At 71.9% G+C, this 16,009-nt stretch carries 13 protein-coding genes; 5 read left to right on the top strand and 8 right to left on the bottom strand.

Annotation, left to right across the window (positions count from 1 at the left end):
* Positions 1-27 precede the first annotated feature (27 nt).
* The 4 genes from ABEB12_RS18180 to ABEB12_RS18165 are packed head-to-tail and all read left to right on the top strand — an operon-like array spanning position 28 to position 3,489.
* Positions 28-1,119, top strand: a complete 1,092-nt coding sequence (locus ABEB12_RS18180) for a DUF1214 domain-containing protein (RefSeq protein WP_185059237.1) — start codon at positions 28-30, stop codon at positions 1,117-1,119.
* On the top strand, positions 1,116-2,255 hold the full coding sequence (locus tag ABEB12_RS18175) for a sulfotransferase (protein ID WP_185059238.1): 1,140 nt from the start codon (positions 1,116-1,118) through the stop codon (positions 2,253-2,255). The genes ABEB12_RS18180 and ABEB12_RS18175 overlap by 4 nt, the downstream gene beginning before the upstream one ends.
* The gene (locus tag ABEB12_RS18170) at positions 2,252-3,034 is read left to right on the top strand and encodes an SDR family oxidoreductase (protein WP_185059239.1); all 783 of its coding nucleotides are present in this window, start codon (positions 2,252-2,254) and stop codon (positions 3,032-3,034) included. Before ABEB12_RS18175 ends, ABEB12_RS18170 begins: the two co-directional genes overlap by 4 nt.
* Positions 3,031-3,489 carry an SRPBCC family protein gene (locus ABEB12_RS18165; protein WP_185059240.1) on the top strand — a complete coding sequence of 153 codons (459 nt, stop codon included), beginning with the start codon at positions 3,031-3,033 and terminating at the stop codon, positions 3,487-3,489. The genes ABEB12_RS18170 and ABEB12_RS18165 overlap by 4 nt, the downstream gene beginning before the upstream one ends.
* Positions 3,490-3,847: 358 nt before the next feature.
* On the opposite strand, the gene ABEB12_RS18160 is transcribed toward ABEB12_RS18165, so the two are convergent.
* From ABEB12_RS18160 to ABEB12_RS18135, 6 genes are all read right to left on the bottom strand, one after another.
* Positions 3,848-4,312, bottom strand: coding sequence for a nuclear transport factor 2 family protein (locus tag ABEB12_RS18160; protein WP_185059241.1), 465 nt, complete (start codon positions 4,310-4,312; stop codon positions 3,848-3,850).
* 77 nt (positions 4,313-4,389) lie between these two features.
* Positions 4,390-6,027 carry an FAD-dependent oxidoreductase gene (locus tag ABEB12_RS18155; protein WP_185059242.1) on the bottom strand — a complete coding sequence of 546 codons (1,638 nt, stop codon included), beginning with the start codon at positions 6,025-6,027 and terminating at the stop codon, positions 4,390-4,392.
* A 1-nt stretch (position 6,028) separates the two neighbouring features.
* A complete protein-coding gene (locus tag ABEB12_RS18150) occupies positions 6,029-6,865 on the bottom strand; it encodes a mycofactocin-coupled SDR family oxidoreductase (RefSeq protein WP_185059243.1) in 837 nt (278 codons plus the stop codon).
* A gap of 61 nt (positions 6,866-6,926) precedes the next feature.
* Entirely contained in the window at positions 6,927-8,696 is a 1,770-nt protein-coding gene (locus tag ABEB12_RS18145; RefSeq protein WP_221497561.1) for an FAD-dependent monooxygenase, read from the bottom strand.
* The gene (locus ABEB12_RS18140) at positions 8,696-9,553 is read right to left on the bottom strand and encodes a dioxygenase family protein (protein ID WP_185059245.1); all 858 of its coding nucleotides are present in this window, start codon (positions 9,551-9,553) and stop codon (positions 8,696-8,698) included. Before ABEB12_RS18140 ends, ABEB12_RS18145 begins: the two co-directional genes overlap by 1 nt.
* Entirely contained in the window at positions 9,550-10,647 is a 1,098-nt protein-coding gene (locus tag ABEB12_RS18135; protein ID WP_185059246.1) for an iron-containing alcohol dehydrogenase, read from the bottom strand. The genes ABEB12_RS18140 and ABEB12_RS18135 overlap by 4 nt, the downstream gene beginning before the upstream one ends.
* 92 nt (positions 10,648-10,739) lie before the next feature.
* Between ABEB12_RS18135 and ABEB12_RS18130 the strand changes: the two genes are divergently transcribed.
* Entirely contained in the window at positions 10,740-11,675 is a 936-nt protein-coding gene (locus ABEB12_RS18130) for a LysR substrate-binding domain-containing protein (RefSeq protein WP_185059247.1), read from the top strand.
* 135 nt (positions 11,676-11,810) lie between these two features.
* Here the strand turns inward: ABEB12_RS18130 and ABEB12_RS18125 are convergent, their stop codons facing one another.
* Positions 11,811-14,756: an FAD-binding and (Fe-S)-binding domain-containing protein gene (locus tag ABEB12_RS18125; protein WP_345702910.1), complete on the bottom strand. Its 2,946-nt coding sequence runs from the start codon at positions 14,754-14,756 to the stop codon at positions 11,811-11,813.
* Complete coding sequence (locus tag ABEB12_RS18120; protein ID WP_185059248.1) at positions 14,753-15,916, bottom strand: aminotransferase class V-fold PLP-dependent enzyme; 1,164 nt, start codon at positions 15,914-15,916, stop codon at positions 14,753-14,755. Before ABEB12_RS18120 ends, ABEB12_RS18125 begins: the two co-directional genes overlap by 4 nt.
* Positions 15,917-16,009: the final 93 nt, after the last annotated feature.

Genomic DNA, 16,009 nt, shown 5'->3' with positions numbered 1-16,009 from the left:
GAAGGTAGAACCTGTTCTACTTTCTCGGTGACCGACGCCGACGCGGTGAGCAGCGGACAGGCCTGGACGGAGTTCTGCCGGGCGCTGGAGCGGGCCGGCGAGGTGATCCTGGCCGATACCGCGCCGGACACCCCGCTGGACCGGGCGGAGGGGTTCCGCTACCTCACCCGGCTGACCAGGGAGATGCTCTACTCCTGCGTGGACAACGCCGACCCGGACCGGCCCCGGTTCCACGAGCTGGACCTGGTCAAGATCGGCGCGGACAACCCGGACAACGTGTACCTGTCCGCGAACATCCGGGGCGACCGGGAGTACCGGATCACCGGCCGGCGCGGCACCATCGCCTACTTCAGCATCGGCTCGAAGGCCAACCGGTACGCCAAGGACGGCACGATGGCGTCCACCGGGGAGCTCACCGACGCCGACCTGGTGGCCGGCCCGGACGGCACGATCGAGATCACCGCCGCCGCGACCCGGCCGGCCGGCGCGAAGAACTGGCTGCCCCTGGCGCCGGACTCCACCGGCCTGGTGGTCCGGCAGACCTACCTGGACCGGGCGGCGGAAGCCCCCGGCGAGTGGCACATCGAGCGGCTGGACCCGCCCGGCGTGGCGCCGCCGCTGGACCCGGCCGCACTGGAAACCGCGCTGCGCCGGGCCGCGCTGTCCGTGCACGGCACGGCGGCCACCTTCGCGCACTGGGCGCAGACCTTCCGGGAGCGCCCGAACGAACTGCCCGACTTCGGCCAGAACATGTTCCAACGCGCCGGCGGGGACCCGGAGATCTTCTACCTGCACGGCTACTGGGCGCTGAAGTCCGGCGAGGCCTGGGTGATCGAGACCGAGGTGCCGGACTGCCCGTACTGGAACTTCCAGCTGAACAACTGGTGGATGGAGTCGCTGGACCACGGGCGGCGGATCACGGTCAACAAGCACACCGCCCACCTGCAACCGGACGGCCGGCTGCGCATCGTCGTCGCCGCACGCGACCCGGGTGGCGCGGCGAACAACTGGATCGACACCTGCGGGCACGAGTCCGGCACCGCGCTGCTGCGCTGGCTGGGCGCCACGCACCACCCCGTACCCACCTGCAAGGTCGTCCCGCTGGAGGAGCTGGCATGAACACCGACGACCTGGTCAGAGCCGCCCAGGACAAGACCGGGCTGACCGAGTTCGGCGACGACTGGTTCCGCGAGCCGCTGAAGGTGCTGGTGGACTCGCTGAACACCGAGGCGAAGCTGTCCGAGTTCGGCGCCGAGCTGACCCGCCGCCGGCTCACCGCGCTGCTGGTGGACCGGCTGCGGCTGCGCGCCCTGCAACGCGAGCACCCGGAGATCGCCGAGGTCGAGGTGGACGTGGCCGCCGAGATCTGCGGGCTGCCCCGCACCGGGTCGACCCTGCTGCACCGGTTGCTCGCCGCCTCGCCGCGGCTGACCTCCACGCTGTCCTGGGAGACCGGCTACCCGATCCCGTTCCCCGGGGAGGGGCCGGACGCCGGCGAGCGGAAACGCCGCGCGCAGGCCCGCTCGAAGATGTTCCTGGAGCTGTCGCCGGAGTTCGCGGACATCCACACCATCGAATGGGACGGCCCCGAGGAAGACGTCATCCTGGTGGACCGCTCGTTCGTCTCGATGAGCTTCGACAGCTTCTACTGGGTGCCCGGCTACGGCGACTGGCTGCGGGCCGCCGACCAGGTGCCCGCCTATCGTGAGCTGCGCGAATGGCTCCAGGTGCTGCGCTGGCAGGACCCCTCGCGCCAGGGCCGGCGGTGGGTGCTCAAGTCGCCGCACCACCTGACCGCGGTGGACACCGTGCTGGACACCTTCCCCGACGCGGTGATCGTGATGACGCACCGCTCGCCGGTCAGCGCGGTGCCCTCGTACGCGTCGATGGTGGCCACCATGTGCGCCCAGCACAGCGAGTCGGTGGACCGGCCGGCCCTTGGCCGCTACTGGAGTGCCCGGTTCGCCACCACGCTGCGCGAGTTCGCCTCGGCGCGGCGGGAACGGCCGGAGCGGTTCTGCGACGTGCGGTTCTCCGACATGCTGGACGACCCGGCGGGGCAGGCCCGCCGGGTGCTCGGCGCGCTCGGCCTCACCCCCGATGCGGCCGACGATGCGGCGTTCACCGAGTACCTGGCGCGCAACCGGGCCGAGCGGCAGGGCGGGCACAAGCACAGCTACACGGCGGAGGACTTCGGGCTGTCCGCCGAACAGCTGGAACGGGACTTCGCGTTCTACACGGAGGTGTACCTGTGATCCTTTCCGACGAGGTGGTGGTGATCACCGGCGTCGGCGCCGGGCTGGGCGCCAAGCTGGCCACCCGGGCGGCGGCCGAGGGGGCGAAGGTGGTGATGGCCGCGCGTTCCACCGACGTGATGAACCAGGTCGCGAAGGAGGTCGCCGAGGCCGGTGGCCAGGCCATCGGCGTGCCGTGTGACGTGCGCAAACCGGAGGACGTGCAGCGCCTGGTGGAAACGGCGGTTTCCGAGTTCGGCCCGATCACCGGGCTGGTCAACTCCGCGTACGGGCACCCCGGGTTCTACGACCTGCTGGACACCCCGGACAAGGCGCTACGCCGCTCGCTGGACATCATCCTGCACGGCACGCTGGCGGTGACCAGGGAAGTCGTGCCGTCGATGAAGGCCGCCGGCCGGGGCACGGTGGTGAACGTGGGCAGCATGGCCGCCCGCAAGCCGCACCGGGGCGAGGGCGGCTACGCGGTGGCCAAGGCGGCGATGGGCGCCGCCACCCGGTACCTGGCGGTGGAGCTGGGCGAGCACGGCATCCGGGTGAACCAGGCGGTGCTCGGCTGGCTGGACGGCCCCGGCGTGCGGTTCTACCTGAAGATGACCGCCGAGCAGCGCGGGGTGACGGAGAAGGACGTGTACGACGAGATCGCGTCGCAGATCGCGCTGCGCCGGGTGCCGCCGGACGGGGACTGCGCGGGGGCGATCCTGTTCCTGCTCTCCCGGTACGCGTCCGAGGTCACCGGCGCCACGCTGGACGTCAACGGAGGGGAGTTCCTGCCGCTATGACCCACGTGATCGAGTCGGTGACCGTGGAGATCGGTGCGCCGGCGGAGCACGTCTGGCGGGTGTTGGTGGACTACCCGCGCTACCCGGAGTGGAACCCGTACACGATCCGGGTGGACACCACGCTGGCCATCGGCGACCCCATCGACCTCCACCTGCCCAACGCGGACGGCTCGCCCGGCACCTTCGTGAACCGGGAGTACCTGCGGGTGGTCGACGCGCCGACGCATCTCCGGTACGACACCGCGACGGAGATCCCCGGCCTGTTCGCGCAGCGTGACCAGTGGATCACCTCGCTCGGCCCCGACCGGTGCACGTACTACACCACGGACGCGTTCTCCGGCGAGCACGCGGACGTGGTGGTCGAGCACTCCGGCGCCTGGGTGAAGGCCGGATTCGACTCGGTGGCGCACGCACTCAAGGCGCGCGCCGAGAAACTCTGGGCCGAGCGTCCCTGAGGTCTCGTCCGCCACTCGCGCCCCAGCTGGCCTGGGTTCAAAGACAGCCCGGACGGCGCGGCCCAGGTTTCCGCCGGGCTCGGGAGGCGCCGTCGCGTCGGCGGCCGGGTGTCGCCCGTCGCGTCGGCCGGCGCCGCCGACTGGGTCCGTACATGATCAAGTAGCGCTCAGAGACGCTACTTGTCGGTAGAACGGCTCTCAGTGCTACCTGACCATGAAAGTTGGCCTGCCCGGCCCGCGAACTACGGGCGGTCTGACGCAACGGGCCGTGGCAAGCCGCGGCAGACCGTCCTGGCCGTGCCGTCCAAGCCCTCTCTGAACCGGCACCGCACACGCAGCCGAGCCTTTCGCGCTCTACTCAGCGCGCGCCTAGCCAGGGGTAGCGGGCGGTGTCCTTGCCGGCGTAGTCGGGATCCAGGTAGATGAAGCAGCGCTGGATCAGGAAGTCGCGGATCTCGAACACGTCGCACCACCGGCCGGCGCCCCACTCCGGCACGCCGGCCCGCCACGGCCCGTCCTGGTGCTCGCCGTAGCTGGTGCCCTCGGCGACGACCGTGTCCCCGCCGGAGAAGACCCAGTTGAAGCTCGAGTAGTCGTGCTTGATCGACTTGATCGTGCCGCCGACCTCGCCGAACATCTTGCCGATCTCCTCACGCCCCTCCGCGATTCCCCACTTCGGGAAGTACACCTGCGCGTCCGTGGCGAACAGCTCCAGGATCGACCCGCCGGTGCTGGTGACGCCGCCGTTGTCGAACGCCTTCAGGTACTCCACTGCCACCGACTTGCGCTGCTCGTCGGTCATCGTCTGCCTGCTGACGGCCATGTGGCCTCCTCCTTCGTCGTTGGGCCTCGTGAGTGATTTGTGTGGCTATAACCACACAAATCACTCACGGGCGCTCGCTAGAGCGCATTCGCGGTGCGGTGGGCGAAGGCGATGATCGGGCCGAGGGTGGCGCCGCCGGCCCAGTAGGCCTGCGCCGAGGCCGAGGCCACGCAGTTGCCCACCCCGAACAGGCCGGGGATCGGCTGGCCGAGGTCGTCCAGCACCCGGCCCTCGGTGTCCGTCCTCGGCCCGCCCTTGGTGTCCAGGGTGCCGCCGGTGACCAGGGCAGCGTAGTACGGACCTTGATCGGCAAGCGGCCACAGCGTCGGGTTCTCCCGGCCGGGTTCCTCGCGCACCGGGCCGTTGAAGATCAGCTGGATCGGTTTCTCGCCCCGGTGGAAGTCGGTGTCCCGGCCGGCGCGGGCCAGCTCGTTGTACCGGGCCACGGTGGCCGGCAGGTTGGCCGCGAAGTCGTCGGCCAGCTGGGCGCCGCCGGTCTTGTGGGCCACCGACGCCAGCCGCTTGCCGATCTCCCCGGCCAGCTCGTCCAGCGTCTCGCCCCGGATCACGTGCGAGTCGTCCGCGCCGGGCGGCACGATCAGCCGGCCGTACTCGTCCGACGCGCTGTGCTCCTGGCTGCGCTGGTCCCAGATCTGCACCAGCACCAGGTACGGGTACTCGCCGGCCGTGCCGTCCCACTCGAAGAACTTCTGCGCCAGCTCGTTGTAGGTGAGCTTCTCGTTCACCACCCGCCGGCCGGTCTTGTCCACGAACAGCATGGAGTCGCCGGCCACGGAGAACATGCCGACCAGGTCGGCCCGGCCGGAGCGCTCCAGCGGCACCGGGCACATCCACGCGTAGTTCATGTTGCGCAGCTGCGCGCCCAGCGCCCCGGCGATGCGCACGAAGTCGCCCTCGTTGGTGGCCGCCGCGCAGCCCCGGTAGGCCGGCACGCCGAGGAAGTTGCCGCGCAGTTCGTCGTCGTGGGTGAACCCGCCGCTGGCGAACACCACGCCCTTGCGCGCGCCGAACCGGTGGGTGACCCCGTCCGGGGTGGACGCCTCCACGCCGACCACCCGGCCGGTGTTGTCGCGTACCACGCGTTGCACCCGGTGGCCGGTACGCACCCGCACGCCGTCCCGCTCGGCGGCGGCCGAGAGCGTGCGGATCGCGTTCACCCCGCCGTCGGACATGGACTCGCACGCGTCCACCGGCACCAGCACCCGGCCGTACGGCGCCTTGTCCTCCGGGATCTCCGACCAGTAGTCGGGCACCGCCGGGCAGTGCCGGTAGGGCAGCGCGCCGCGTTCGGCCAGCAGTTCGGTGGCCTCGCTGGCGCTGTCGTGGATGGCGCCGGCCATCGCGTACTCCCACTCGGTCAGTCCCAGGGTGGGACTCGCCGGGTCGTACCGGGTGGGGCGGGACAGCCGGGCCACATAGCGCAGGAAGTCGTCGCGCTCGTCGGTCAGTCCGGACTCGCGCATCGGCCGGTTGTTCGGCACCCAGTACCAGAACGCGGCCTTCTTCGCGGTGCCGCCCAGCTCCGGCGCCTTCTCCAGGACCAGCACCTCGTTGCCCCGCCAGCGGCTGAACAGCGCGGTGGGCAGTCCGGCACCGCCACCGCCGACGACGATCACGTCGACCTCGGTCTCGAACTCTCCGGTCGCGGCCGGCTGCGCGGACCCGCGTGCGGCGATCATGTCGGTGTTGTCCATGTCAGGCTCCCGAGTACTTCATGCTCATGCCCAGGTCCACCGGCAGCGCGATGCCGGTGATGTACCGGGACTCCTCGCAGGCCAGGAACAGCACCGCGTTGGCCACGTCGTCCACGTCCAGGTACGGGACGTCCCACATGTTGATGTCGGCGAGGGCGGCGAGCGAGTCGTCGAAGGTGGGGTTCTCCAGGTCCGGGCGGTAGATCTTCGCGGTGAACGGGTTGTCGATCATCGTGGTGCGTACGTTGGTCGGGTGCACCGAGTTGACCCGGATGCGGTGGGGGGACAGCTCGTTGGCCAGCGTGCGGGCCAGCCCGAGCACGCCGTGCTTGGCCGCGTTGTAGTGCGCGATGTTGGGGATCCCGCGCAGCCCGGCGGTCGAGCTGATCAGGATCACCGATCCGCCGGGCCCACGGGAGATCAGGTGTGGCACGGCCGCCTTGGTGGCGTGCCAGACCCCGCTCAGGTTGATGTCGATCATCGTCTGCCAGTTGGCCTCGTCCAGCTCCCAGCTGGGCCGCACGTCGTTGATGATCCCGGCGTTGGCCACCAGCACGTCCAGCCCGCCCAGCTGGGCGACCGCGTCGTCCAGGCCGTCCTTGAGCGACCCGAAGTCCCGCACGTCGGCGGTGAACGACACGATCCGCCGGTCCAGCTCCTCCACCCCGCGCACCGTCTCGGCCAGGTCTTCTCGCGTGGCCGGCGGGTAGTCGACGGTGTCCACCGGGCCGGCCAGGTCGGTGGCGATGATGTCCGCCCCCTCGGCGGCCAGGCGCAGCGCGTGCGCCCGGCCCTGGCCCCTCGCCGCCCCGGTGATGAAGGCGACTCTGCCTTCCATGCGTCCCAATTGCCCTCCTCCTTCGTCGTCGGGCTCGTGAGTGGCGATGTGCGCTATGGCGCTACTTCTCGCTCACGAGGCTCGGGTGCGCCAGCACCCGAGCCAGAACTCGCAGCAGCTCGGCCGACGGGTCGTCGGGCAGCCCGGCCGAGCGCCAGGCCACGTGCGCGTCCGGCCGCACCAGCACACAGCCGTCCTCGCCCACCTCGCGGACCCGGGCCCAGTCCTCGTAGACGTCGATGTGCTCCCGGCCCGGCCCGATCACGTGGGCGTCGATCTCGATGCCCAGCTTCTCCGCGACGGCCGCCGCGGCGTCCGCCCACGATTCCCCGGCAATGCCGGTGAGCAGCGCGAACCGCCCCTTGCCGGTGAGGTCGTGGGTGCTGCGCTTGTGCCCGGCCCGGTCGGCCAGCCAGACGTGCGGCAGCCGGGCGCCGGGCCAGGTGGTCGGGTGGTAGTACAGCTCGGGGTCGCGGGTGAACCCCGGCTCCGGCGTGCCGTCGCCGACCACGGCGTCCGAGGCGTACCGGTGGCCGAGCTCCACGCCGTGCGCGTTGAACTCGTAGTCCTTCAGCTCCAGCGCCGAGCGCAGGGCCTCCCGTTTGGCCGCCGCCTCCGGGGTGTTGTCCGCCCGGGCGGCGATCCGGCGGGTCATCTCCTCCGGGTCGCTGGTGCCGGTCAGGCCCAGCGCGGCGAAGATCGGCCCGAACTCCTCGATGGACTTGTTCGCGCGCAGCACGATCTGCTTGCCGATGGGCGCGCGCTCGGCGTCGTAGGTGTCCAGCAGCGCCTCCCCGGCCTGCCCGCGCAGCACGTAGGCCAGCTTCCAGGCCAGGTTGTAGGCATCCTGGATGGACGTGTTGGAGCCCAGCCCGTTGGACGGCGGGTGCCGGTGCACCGCGTCACCCAGGCAGAACACCCGGCCGGCCCGGTACCGGGTGGCGTAGCTCTTGTTGTTGCCCCACAGCGACGTGGACCGGATGGTCACCGGGATGGTGTCGTCGCCGACCAGCTCGTGCACGATCTTGGTGGCCATCTCGTCGTCCACGTCCGGCGGCGGCTGGTTGATGTCGTAGCCCCAGACGATCAGCCACTCGTTCCACGGCCGCACCATGCGCACCAGGCCCAACCCGATGCCGCCGATGTCCGCGCCCGGCTGGAGCACCCAGTACAGCACGCTGGGCCGGTGCTCCACGTAGGCCGAGAGGTCGGCGTGGAACACGATGTTCATGCTGCCGGCGATGTCCATCTGGCCGTCGAACGGCAGCCCGATGTCCTCGGCCACCTGGGACCGGCCACCGTCCGCGCCGAGCACGTACCGGGCCCGGATGTTGAACTCCTTGTCGCTCATCCGGTCCCGGACGTGCACGGTCACGCCGTCCTCGTCCTGGGTGAGCCCGAGGTACTCGGTGTCGAACCGGATCCGGCTGCCCCGGGAGGCGGCGTGCCCGATCAGGATCGGCTCCAGCAGGGTCTGCGGGATGTCGCAGTTGGGCGACGGGCTGGCCAGCGTGTAGTCGGCCTCCCGAGCCGGGTGGGTGCCCCAGGTGCGCACCCGGCCGATCTCCTCGCCGGCCAGGCTGGTGCAGAACACCGTGTCGCCCATCAGCTTGTGCTCGGTGCCCTGGGCCAGCACGTCGTCCTCGATGCCCAGGTCGCGGAAGATCTCCACGGTGCGCTGGTTGGTGATGTGGGCGCGCGGAGTGTTCGCCGTCCACCGGTACTTGGTGATCACCAGGTGGTCGACCCCGAGGGTGGCCAGCGCCAGCGCGGCGCCGGCGCCGGCCGGGCCGCTGCCGATCACCAGCACATCGGTGTCCAGGTCGGTCATCACTTACCCTCCTCCGGCGCGAGGACGAGGTCGAACGTGAGTTGCGCCCAGCGCCCGGCGCGTTCGGTGCCGTCCGGTGCGGTGCCCCCGTCGTGCGCGGCGAAGTCCGCGATCAGGCCGTCCCGCACACCGAACACCGCGTCCTCGCCCAGGTACGGGTCGCCCTTGACGAACACGTGGGTGACCAGCGGCCGGTAACCCGGCGCGGCCACCTTGAAGTGCAGGTGCGCCGGCCGCATCGGCCCGCGTTGCCCGGCGGTCAGCAGCTCGCCGACCGGGCCGTCGTGCGGGATCGGGTACGGCGAGGGCAGCACCGACCAGAAGCGGTACTCGCCCTGTGGACCGGCGCGCAGCCATCCCCGCCCGGCGGTGCGGTCGCCGGTGTACTGCACGTCGTAGAAGCCGTCCTCGTCCGCCTCCCAGGCGTCGATCCGCGCGCCGGGCAGGGTCGTCCCGTCGGCGGATCGGACTACGCCGGAGACGTAGCAGGGCGTGCCCTTGGCGCCCTGGGCCAGGTCGCCGCCCAGCTCGATCTCCGGCGCGTCCGCCACGAAGAACGGCCCGAGCACGGTCGACTCGGTGGCCCCCTCGGTGTCCGCGTTGATCGCCACGGTGAGCATGGACAGCCCGAGCACGTCGGAGAGCAGGATGAACTCCTGCCGTCGGTCGTCGGTGATGTGCCCGACCCTGGTCAGGAAGTCGATCGCGGTGTCCCACTCGTCCTGGCTCAGCCGGACGTCGGCGGCGAAGGCGTGCAGGTGCCGGACCAGGCTCTGCATCACCTCGCGGTACCGGTCCGACTTGCTGTTGGCGAAGCTGGCCACCACCTGCTCGGTGACCGGGTACTGCTCGCTCATTTCCCGCCTCCTGCTTCCGCCCGGGTGCCCGCCCAGGCAGCGTGGATGAGGCCGCGCAGCGCGGCCAGGTCGACCGGGCGCGGATTGTCTTCTGGTACCAGTGGCGCGACCAGCTCGGCCGCCTCGAACACCTGGTCCGCGCGCAGGCCCAGGGCGCGCAGCCCGCACGGAACGCCCAGCTCGGTGTTGAGCGCCCGCAGCCGGGCCACCGGGTCGCCGCCGTTGCCGTTGTCGCCGTTGTGGCCGCCGTCGAGGGACTCGGCGATCGCCGCCGCGGCCTCCGGCGCACACGGCGCGTTGAACGCCAGCACGTGCGGCAGCACCACCGCATGGGTGAGCGCGTGCGGCAGGTCGTACGCCCCGCCGAGCACGTGGCAGATCTTGTGGTGCAGCCCGGACCCGGCCACCGCGAACGCCGATCCGGCCAGGTAGGCGCCGTAGAGCAGGCCTTCGCGGGCGTCCGGGTCGTGGCGCACCCGGGGCAGCGCCTCGGCCAGCGCGCGGATGCCTTCCCGCGCGGCCAGCGTGGAGACCGGGTTGCGGTCCGGCGCCCAGAACGCCTCCACACAGTGCGCCATGGCGTTCAGCCCGCTGGCGGTCGAGGTTCTGGCCGGCAGCCCGACGGTCAGCTCGGGGTCGTAGATGACGGTGGCCGGCAGGACCCGGGGGTCGGTGCCGGTGGTCTTCCGGTTGTTCTCGGTCAGCCCCCAGACCGAGGTCATCTCCGAGCCGGCGTAGGTGGTCGGCACGGCCAGGATCGCCAGGCCGGTGGTGAGCGCGATCGCCTTGGCGGTGCCCACCGCCGAGCCGCCGCCGACGGCCAGCAGGGCGTCCGCCTCGACCGAGGCGGCGAGCGCGCGGGCCGCCTCGGCCACCCGCAGCGGCACGTGCGGACGGACCCCGGCGAACACCGTGACCACCCGCTCGCCCAGCGGGTCGGCCAGCGCGCGGGCCGTCTCCTCGGCCGAACCGCCGGTCACCAGCAGCACCCGCTTGGCGGCGAGGCGGTCCAACTCGCCGGCCAGCTCGCGGCGGGCGGCGCCCGCGCCGAACACCACCCGGCCGGGTAGCGCCTGGTACTGGAACTCGAGCACGGGGTCCTCCGACGGCTGTGTCGGCCTTCACACTCGTTGCCGGCCTGGCATATGTCCAATACTTGTTTCGACTACCAGCCATACTCTTGACCATGGATCTGCGACAGCTCCGCTACTTCGTGGTGGTCGCCGAGGAGCGCTCGGTGACCCGGGCGGCCGCCCGGCTGCACCTCACGCAGCCGCCGCTGTCCGCCCAGCTCGCCCGGTTGGAGCACGAGCTCGGGGTGACCCTGCTGGTCCGGCACCGGCGCGGGGTGGACCTCACCGAGGCCGGCACCCACCTGCTGGAACACGCCCGCCGGCTGCTGGCCGGGATGGACGCGGCGACCGACTCGGTGCGCCGGCTGGGCGAGGGCCGGGTGGGCCGGCTGACCGTGGCGTTCGTGTCCGCCACCGCCGGCGCGGTGCTCGCCCCGCTGCTGCGCCGCTACCACGCCGACCGGCCCGACGTGGCGATCCACTTCCTGGAGGACCGGGCGGACGGCGTGGTCGAGCACGTGCGGGCGCGGCGGGCCGACCTGGGCATGGTGTACCTGCCGCCACCCGGGGTGGGCGCGGGGCACGGCGCCGACCTGGACGTGGCGGTGGTGCACCGCGAACCACTGGCCGCCGTCCTGCCCGCCGCACTGGCCTCCTCGGTCGGCGACCTGGTGGACCTGGCCGCACTGGCCGACCAGGTGTTCCTCAGCCCGGCCCCGGCCACCTGGGGCGGACTGCGCCCGCACCTGCTGAACGCCTGCCGGCTGTCCGGGTTCGAGCCGTCGGTGCAGTCGGTGGAGCTGGTGTCCACGGTGGTCGCGCTGGTCGCCGCCGGCCTCGGCGTCTCGGTGCTGCCGGCGTCGGTGACCGGGGTGGCCTCGGCCGAGGTCGTGGTGCGCCCGCTCTCCCGGCACGTCCCGGTGGTCGAAACCGCGGTCCTCCGCCGCCGCGCCGACCGCCCCTCACCCCAGGTCCAACAGTTCCTCCGCCTGGCCCTGGCCACCCCCGAACCCGACGTCCTGGGCCCCGCCCACGCCCGCCCCCGCTAACCCACCCATATCGCGGGTTTGCCCAGTGCATATCGCGGGTTTGCCCAGTGCGTGTCGCGGGTTTCACCCAGGCGGAATCCGCGACATGCGCTGGTGAAGACCGCGACATGAGGTGCGTGGGGTAGCGATATGGGGTTAGGGGAGGGCGGCGCGGATGAGTTCTACCGGGTGGTGGGCGCGGCGGGTGGTGCCGTGATCGATCTGTTGCCGGCAGGAGACGCCGGTGGCGGCGACCAGGGTGTCCGGAGGTTCGGCGCGCACGGCGGGGAACAGGCGGTTCTCGCCGATCCGCATCGAGGTCTCGTAGTGCTCGGCCTCGAAGCCGAACGAGCCGGCCATGCCGCAGCAGCCGGCGTCCAGCTCGACCACCTCGGCGCCCGGGATGCGGCGCAGCAGCGCCACCGTGGCCGCCGTGCCGACCTCGGCCTTCTGGTGGCAGTGCCCGTGGAACAGGATCCGCGCGCCGGCCGGCCAGGCGTCCTCGCGCAACCGCAGCGATCCGTCGTCGATCGCCTCCACCAGCAGCTCCTCCACCAGGACCGCCCGTCCGGCCACCTCAGCGACTCCCGGGTGGTCGGCGCCGAGCAGCGCGCGGTGTTCGTCGCGCAGGGTGAGCAGGCAGGACGGCTCCGCGCCGACGATCGGTCCCTGGGTGCGGCGCAGGGCTTCGACCAGTCCGGTGGCCTGCTTGCGCGCCTTGTCCAGCAGGCCCTTGGAGAACGCGGCTCGCCCGCAGCAGCCGGTGTCGGCCAGGTTCACCCGCCAGCCGGCCCGCTCCAGCAGCTCGATCGCGGCTATGCCCACCGCCGGCTCGGTGTAGGAGGTGAAGGAGTCGGCCAGCCAGGTGAGTGTGCCGCGCGGGGCGGGCGGTTCGGTGGGCCGGGAGCGCCGGCTCGGTGTGCTGGAAACGCCGACTCGCGCTGATGGAAGTGCCGACTCGCCGGGTTGGGGGCGGGTGTGGTGCCAGCGGGGGAGCGTCCGCCGGGTGAACGTGGGGAGGGGGCGGTCCGGGGCCAGGCCCAGGAGGCGGCGGGCCGCCGGCAGGCGGGCCGGGAGGTTGGCCAGGGTGGGGACGGCCGAGCCCCAGCGGTTGAGGGTGCGGATGGCGGCGAAGAGGCGGGAGCGTAGGGGGACGCCCCGGGTTTGGTGGGTCTGGTGGAGGGTTTCGGCTTTGAGGGTGGCCATGTCCACGGACAGGGGGCATTCGCTCTTGCAGGCCTTGCACATCAGGCACAGATCCAGGACCTCGTGCAGGCGTTCGTCGGCCAGCCCGGCCAGCGGGTCTGGCGAGGAGAGGGCCTTGACCAGGGCGTTGGCCCGGCCTCGGGTGGAATCCTGTTCGCGCAGGGTGGCCTGGTAGGACGGGCACATCACGCCGGCGTCGGTCTTGCGGCAGAGGCCGATGTTCATGCACCGGTCGGCCGCGCCCCGCATGCCGTCGGAGCCTCCGGCCAGCACGGTCAGGTCCAGCGCGGTGGGCAGTGGTTTCGCCTCCCGCAACAGCGCGTCCCGCAGGTTCTCGGTCATCGCCGGCGCGTCCACGATCTTGCCCGGGTTCATCAGGTTGTCCGGGTCGAAGATCCGTTTGACCTGCCGCATCGCCTCGTACAAGCGGTCGCCGAACAGCCGCCGGTTGAACTCGCTGCGGGCCAGCCCGTCGCCGTGCTCGGAGGAGTTGGCGCCGCCGAACTCCACCACCAGGTCCCGGATCTCCTCCGCCACCGACCGCATCCGGGCCACCTCGTCCGGCCGAGAAAGGTCCACGAACGGCCGGATGTGCAGGCAGCCGACCGAGCAGTGGCCGTAGAACCCGGCGCGCATGCCGTGCCGGTCCAGCACCTCGGCGAACCGCGCGGTGTACTCGGCCAGCCGGGCCGGCGGCACGGCGGTGTCCTCCACGAAGGCCAGCGGCCGGTTGCTGCCGGTGCTCGCCGCCATCAGCAGGCCCAGCCCTGACTTGCGCACCTTCAGCAGCGCCGACTGCTGGGTCGGGGTCTCCGCGCGCAGGGTGTGGTACCCGTGCCCGTGCTCGGCCCACAGCTCGGTGAGCTCGTCCAGCTGGCGCAGCAGCGCGGACCGGTCGTCGCCGCTGAACGAGACGAACAGCAGGGCGTCCGGGTCGTCGTGCAGGATCTCGCCCAGCGCGGCGTACTCGATCTTCTGCCGGGACAGGTCCAGGATGGTCCGGTCCATCAGCTCGACGGCGGCCGGGTCGCAGGCCAGCGCGTCCCCGGTGGCGGAGATCGCCGCCTGGGTGGAGCGGAAGTGCCCCACCGCGATCACCGTGTGCGGCGGCTTGGGCACCAGGCCGACGGTCGCCTCGGTGACCACGACCAGCGTGCCTTCCGCGCCGACCACGAACTTGGCCAGGTCGAACGGCGTGTCCGGCCGAGCGAGCCGGTCCAGGCGGTAACCCCCGGCGCGCCGCCAGAAGCCGGGGAAGTCGGTGTCGATCACTTCGGCGTGCGCGGCCACCAGCGCGGGCAGCTCGCGGTAGATCATCGCCTCGCGGGTGGAACCGGCGGCCCGCGCCGCCACTTCGGCCGGAGACACCGGGCCGAACCGCGCGCGGGTGGCGTCCGAGAGCACCACGTCCAGCGCCTGAACGTGGTCGATGGTCATGCCGTAGCGCACCGAACCGCTGCCGGCCGAGTTGTTGCCGATCATCCCGCCCAGCGTGGCCCGGTTGGAGGTGGAGGTGTCGGGGCCGAACATCAGGCTGTACCGAGCGGCCGCTCGGTTCAGCTGGTCCTGCACCACGCCGGGCTGCACCCGCGCGGTCCGGGTCTCCGGGTCCAGGTCGACGATCTCGGCCATGTGGCGGGAGAAGTCCAGCACCAGCGCGTCGCCCACCGTCTGCCCGGCCAGGCTGGTGCCGGCGCCCCGGGGGAGCACCGGGACGCCGTGCTCGGCGGCCAGCGTGACGGCGGCGACCACGTCGTCGGCGTCCCTCGGCGCGACCACGCCGCGCGGGGTGATCGAGTACATGCTGGCGTCGCGGGCGTAGAGGTGGCGGGTGTACTCGTCGAAGGCCACCTCACCGGCCAGTTCGCGGGCCAGCGCCGTCTGCAAGGAGGTCACTTCAGCAGCTCCAGCGCGGCTTCCACCCCGCCCGGCTTGATCGGCACCCCGGCCAGCTGCAGGCCCATCTGCACCCCGGCCAGCGTGCCGGCCAGGCTCAGGTCGTTGAAGTGGCCGAGGTGCCCGATGCGGAACACCTTGCCGGCCAGCCGGCCCAGCCCGGTGCCCAGCGACATGTCGAACCGGTCCAGGATCACCCGGCGCACCGCGTCCGCGTCCTGCCCCTCGGGCAGCAGCACGGCGGTGAGCGAACCGGAGTGCTCCCGCTCGTCGGCGCAGAGCACCTCCAGCCCCCACGACCGAACGGCGGCCCGGGTGGCCGCCGCGTGCCGCTGGTGGCGGGCGAACACCGCCGACAGGCCCTCCTCGGCCAGCATGGCCAGCGCCTCGCGCAGCCCGTAGAGCAGGTTGGTGGCCGGCGTGTAGGGGTAGTAGCCGCCTCCGTTGGCGGCCAGGATCGGGGTCCAGTCCCAGTAGGCCCGGGGCAGGCCGGCGGTCTCCCGGTGCGCGTGCAGCGCCTTGTCGCTGACCGCGGTGAAGCCCAGCCCCGGCGGCAGCATCAGCCCCTTCTGCGAACCGGCGACGGTGACGTCGACGCCCCACTCGTCGTGCCGGTAGTCGATGGAGGCCAGCGAGGAGATGGTGTCCACCAGGAGCAGCGCCGGGTGCGCGGCCGAATCCAGAGCGGCGCGCAACTCGGGGATGCGGCTGGTCACGCCGGTGGAGGTCTCGTTGTGCACCACGCAGACCGCCTTGATCGCGTGGCCGGTGTCGGCGCGCAGGCGTTCGGAGATGGCGGCCGGGTCGGCGCCGTGCCGCCAGTCGCCGGGGATCATGTCCACGTCCAGGCCCAGCCGGCCGGCCAGCTCGGTCCACAGCGTGGCGAAGTGGCCGGTCTCGCTGGCCAGCACCCGGTCACCCGGGGACAGCGTGTTGACCAGCGCCGCCTCCCACGCCCCGGTGCCGGATGACGGGTAGACCACCACCGGACGGGTGGTGCCGAACACCGGTCCCAACGCGGGCAGCAGCTCGCGGACCAGTTCGGCGAACTCCGGCCCTCGATGGTCGATGGTGGGTGCGGCCATCGCCCGCAGCACCCGGTCGGGCACGTTGGTCGGGCCGGGAATCTGTAGGAAGTGTCGCCCGCCGGTAGCCGCCACAAGTCCTCCTTGACCGGAGAGGGGATTTCAGTAGCATACTACTCACATGAAAGTCAGATTCCGCAATACGGAAATTTACTGCTGAAGCGCACC

The organism is Actinospineispora eucalypti, assembly GCF_039543365.1.
Lineage (GTDB): Bacteria > Actinomycetota > Actinomycetes > Mycobacteriales > Pseudonocardiaceae > Pseudonocardia > Pseudonocardia eucalypti.
The sequence above is the reverse complement of the archived record's forward strand: the minus strand, read 5'-3'. Positions and strand labels throughout refer to the sequence as shown.

Excerpts from the sequence above, each read along its gene's own strand:
- ABEB12_RS18175 (WP_185059238.1), top strand. The coding sequence starts at position 1,116 with ATGAACACCGACGACCTGGTCAGAGCCGCCCAGGACAAGACCGGGCTG.
- ABEB12_RS18165 (WP_185059240.1), top strand. The coding sequence starts at position 3,031 with ATGACCCACGTGATCGAGTCGGTGACCGTGGAGATCGGTGCGCCGGCG.
- ABEB12_RS18160 (WP_185059241.1), bottom strand. The coding sequence starts at position 4,312 with ATGGCCGTCAGCAGGCAGACGATGACCGACGAGCAGCGCAAGTCGGTG.
- ABEB12_RS18155 (WP_185059242.1), bottom strand. The coding sequence starts at position 6,027 with ATGGACAACACCGACATGATCGCCGCACGCGGGTCCGCGCAGCCGGCC.
- ABEB12_RS18150 (WP_185059243.1), bottom strand. The coding sequence starts at position 6,865 with ATGGAAGGCAGAGTCGCCTTCATCACCGGGGCGGCGAGGGGCCAGGGC.
- ABEB12_RS18145 (WP_221497561.1), bottom strand. The coding sequence starts at position 8,696 with ATGACCGACCTGGACACCGATGTGCTGGTGATCGGCAGCGGCCCGGCC.
- ABEB12_RS18140 (WP_185059245.1), bottom strand. The coding sequence starts at position 9,553 with ATGAGCGAGCAGTACCCGGTCACCGAGCAGGTGGTGGCCAGCTTCGCC.
- ABEB12_RS18130 (WP_185059247.1), top strand. The coding sequence starts at position 10,740 with ATGGATCTGCGACAGCTCCGCTACTTCGTGGTGGTCGCCGAGGAGCGC.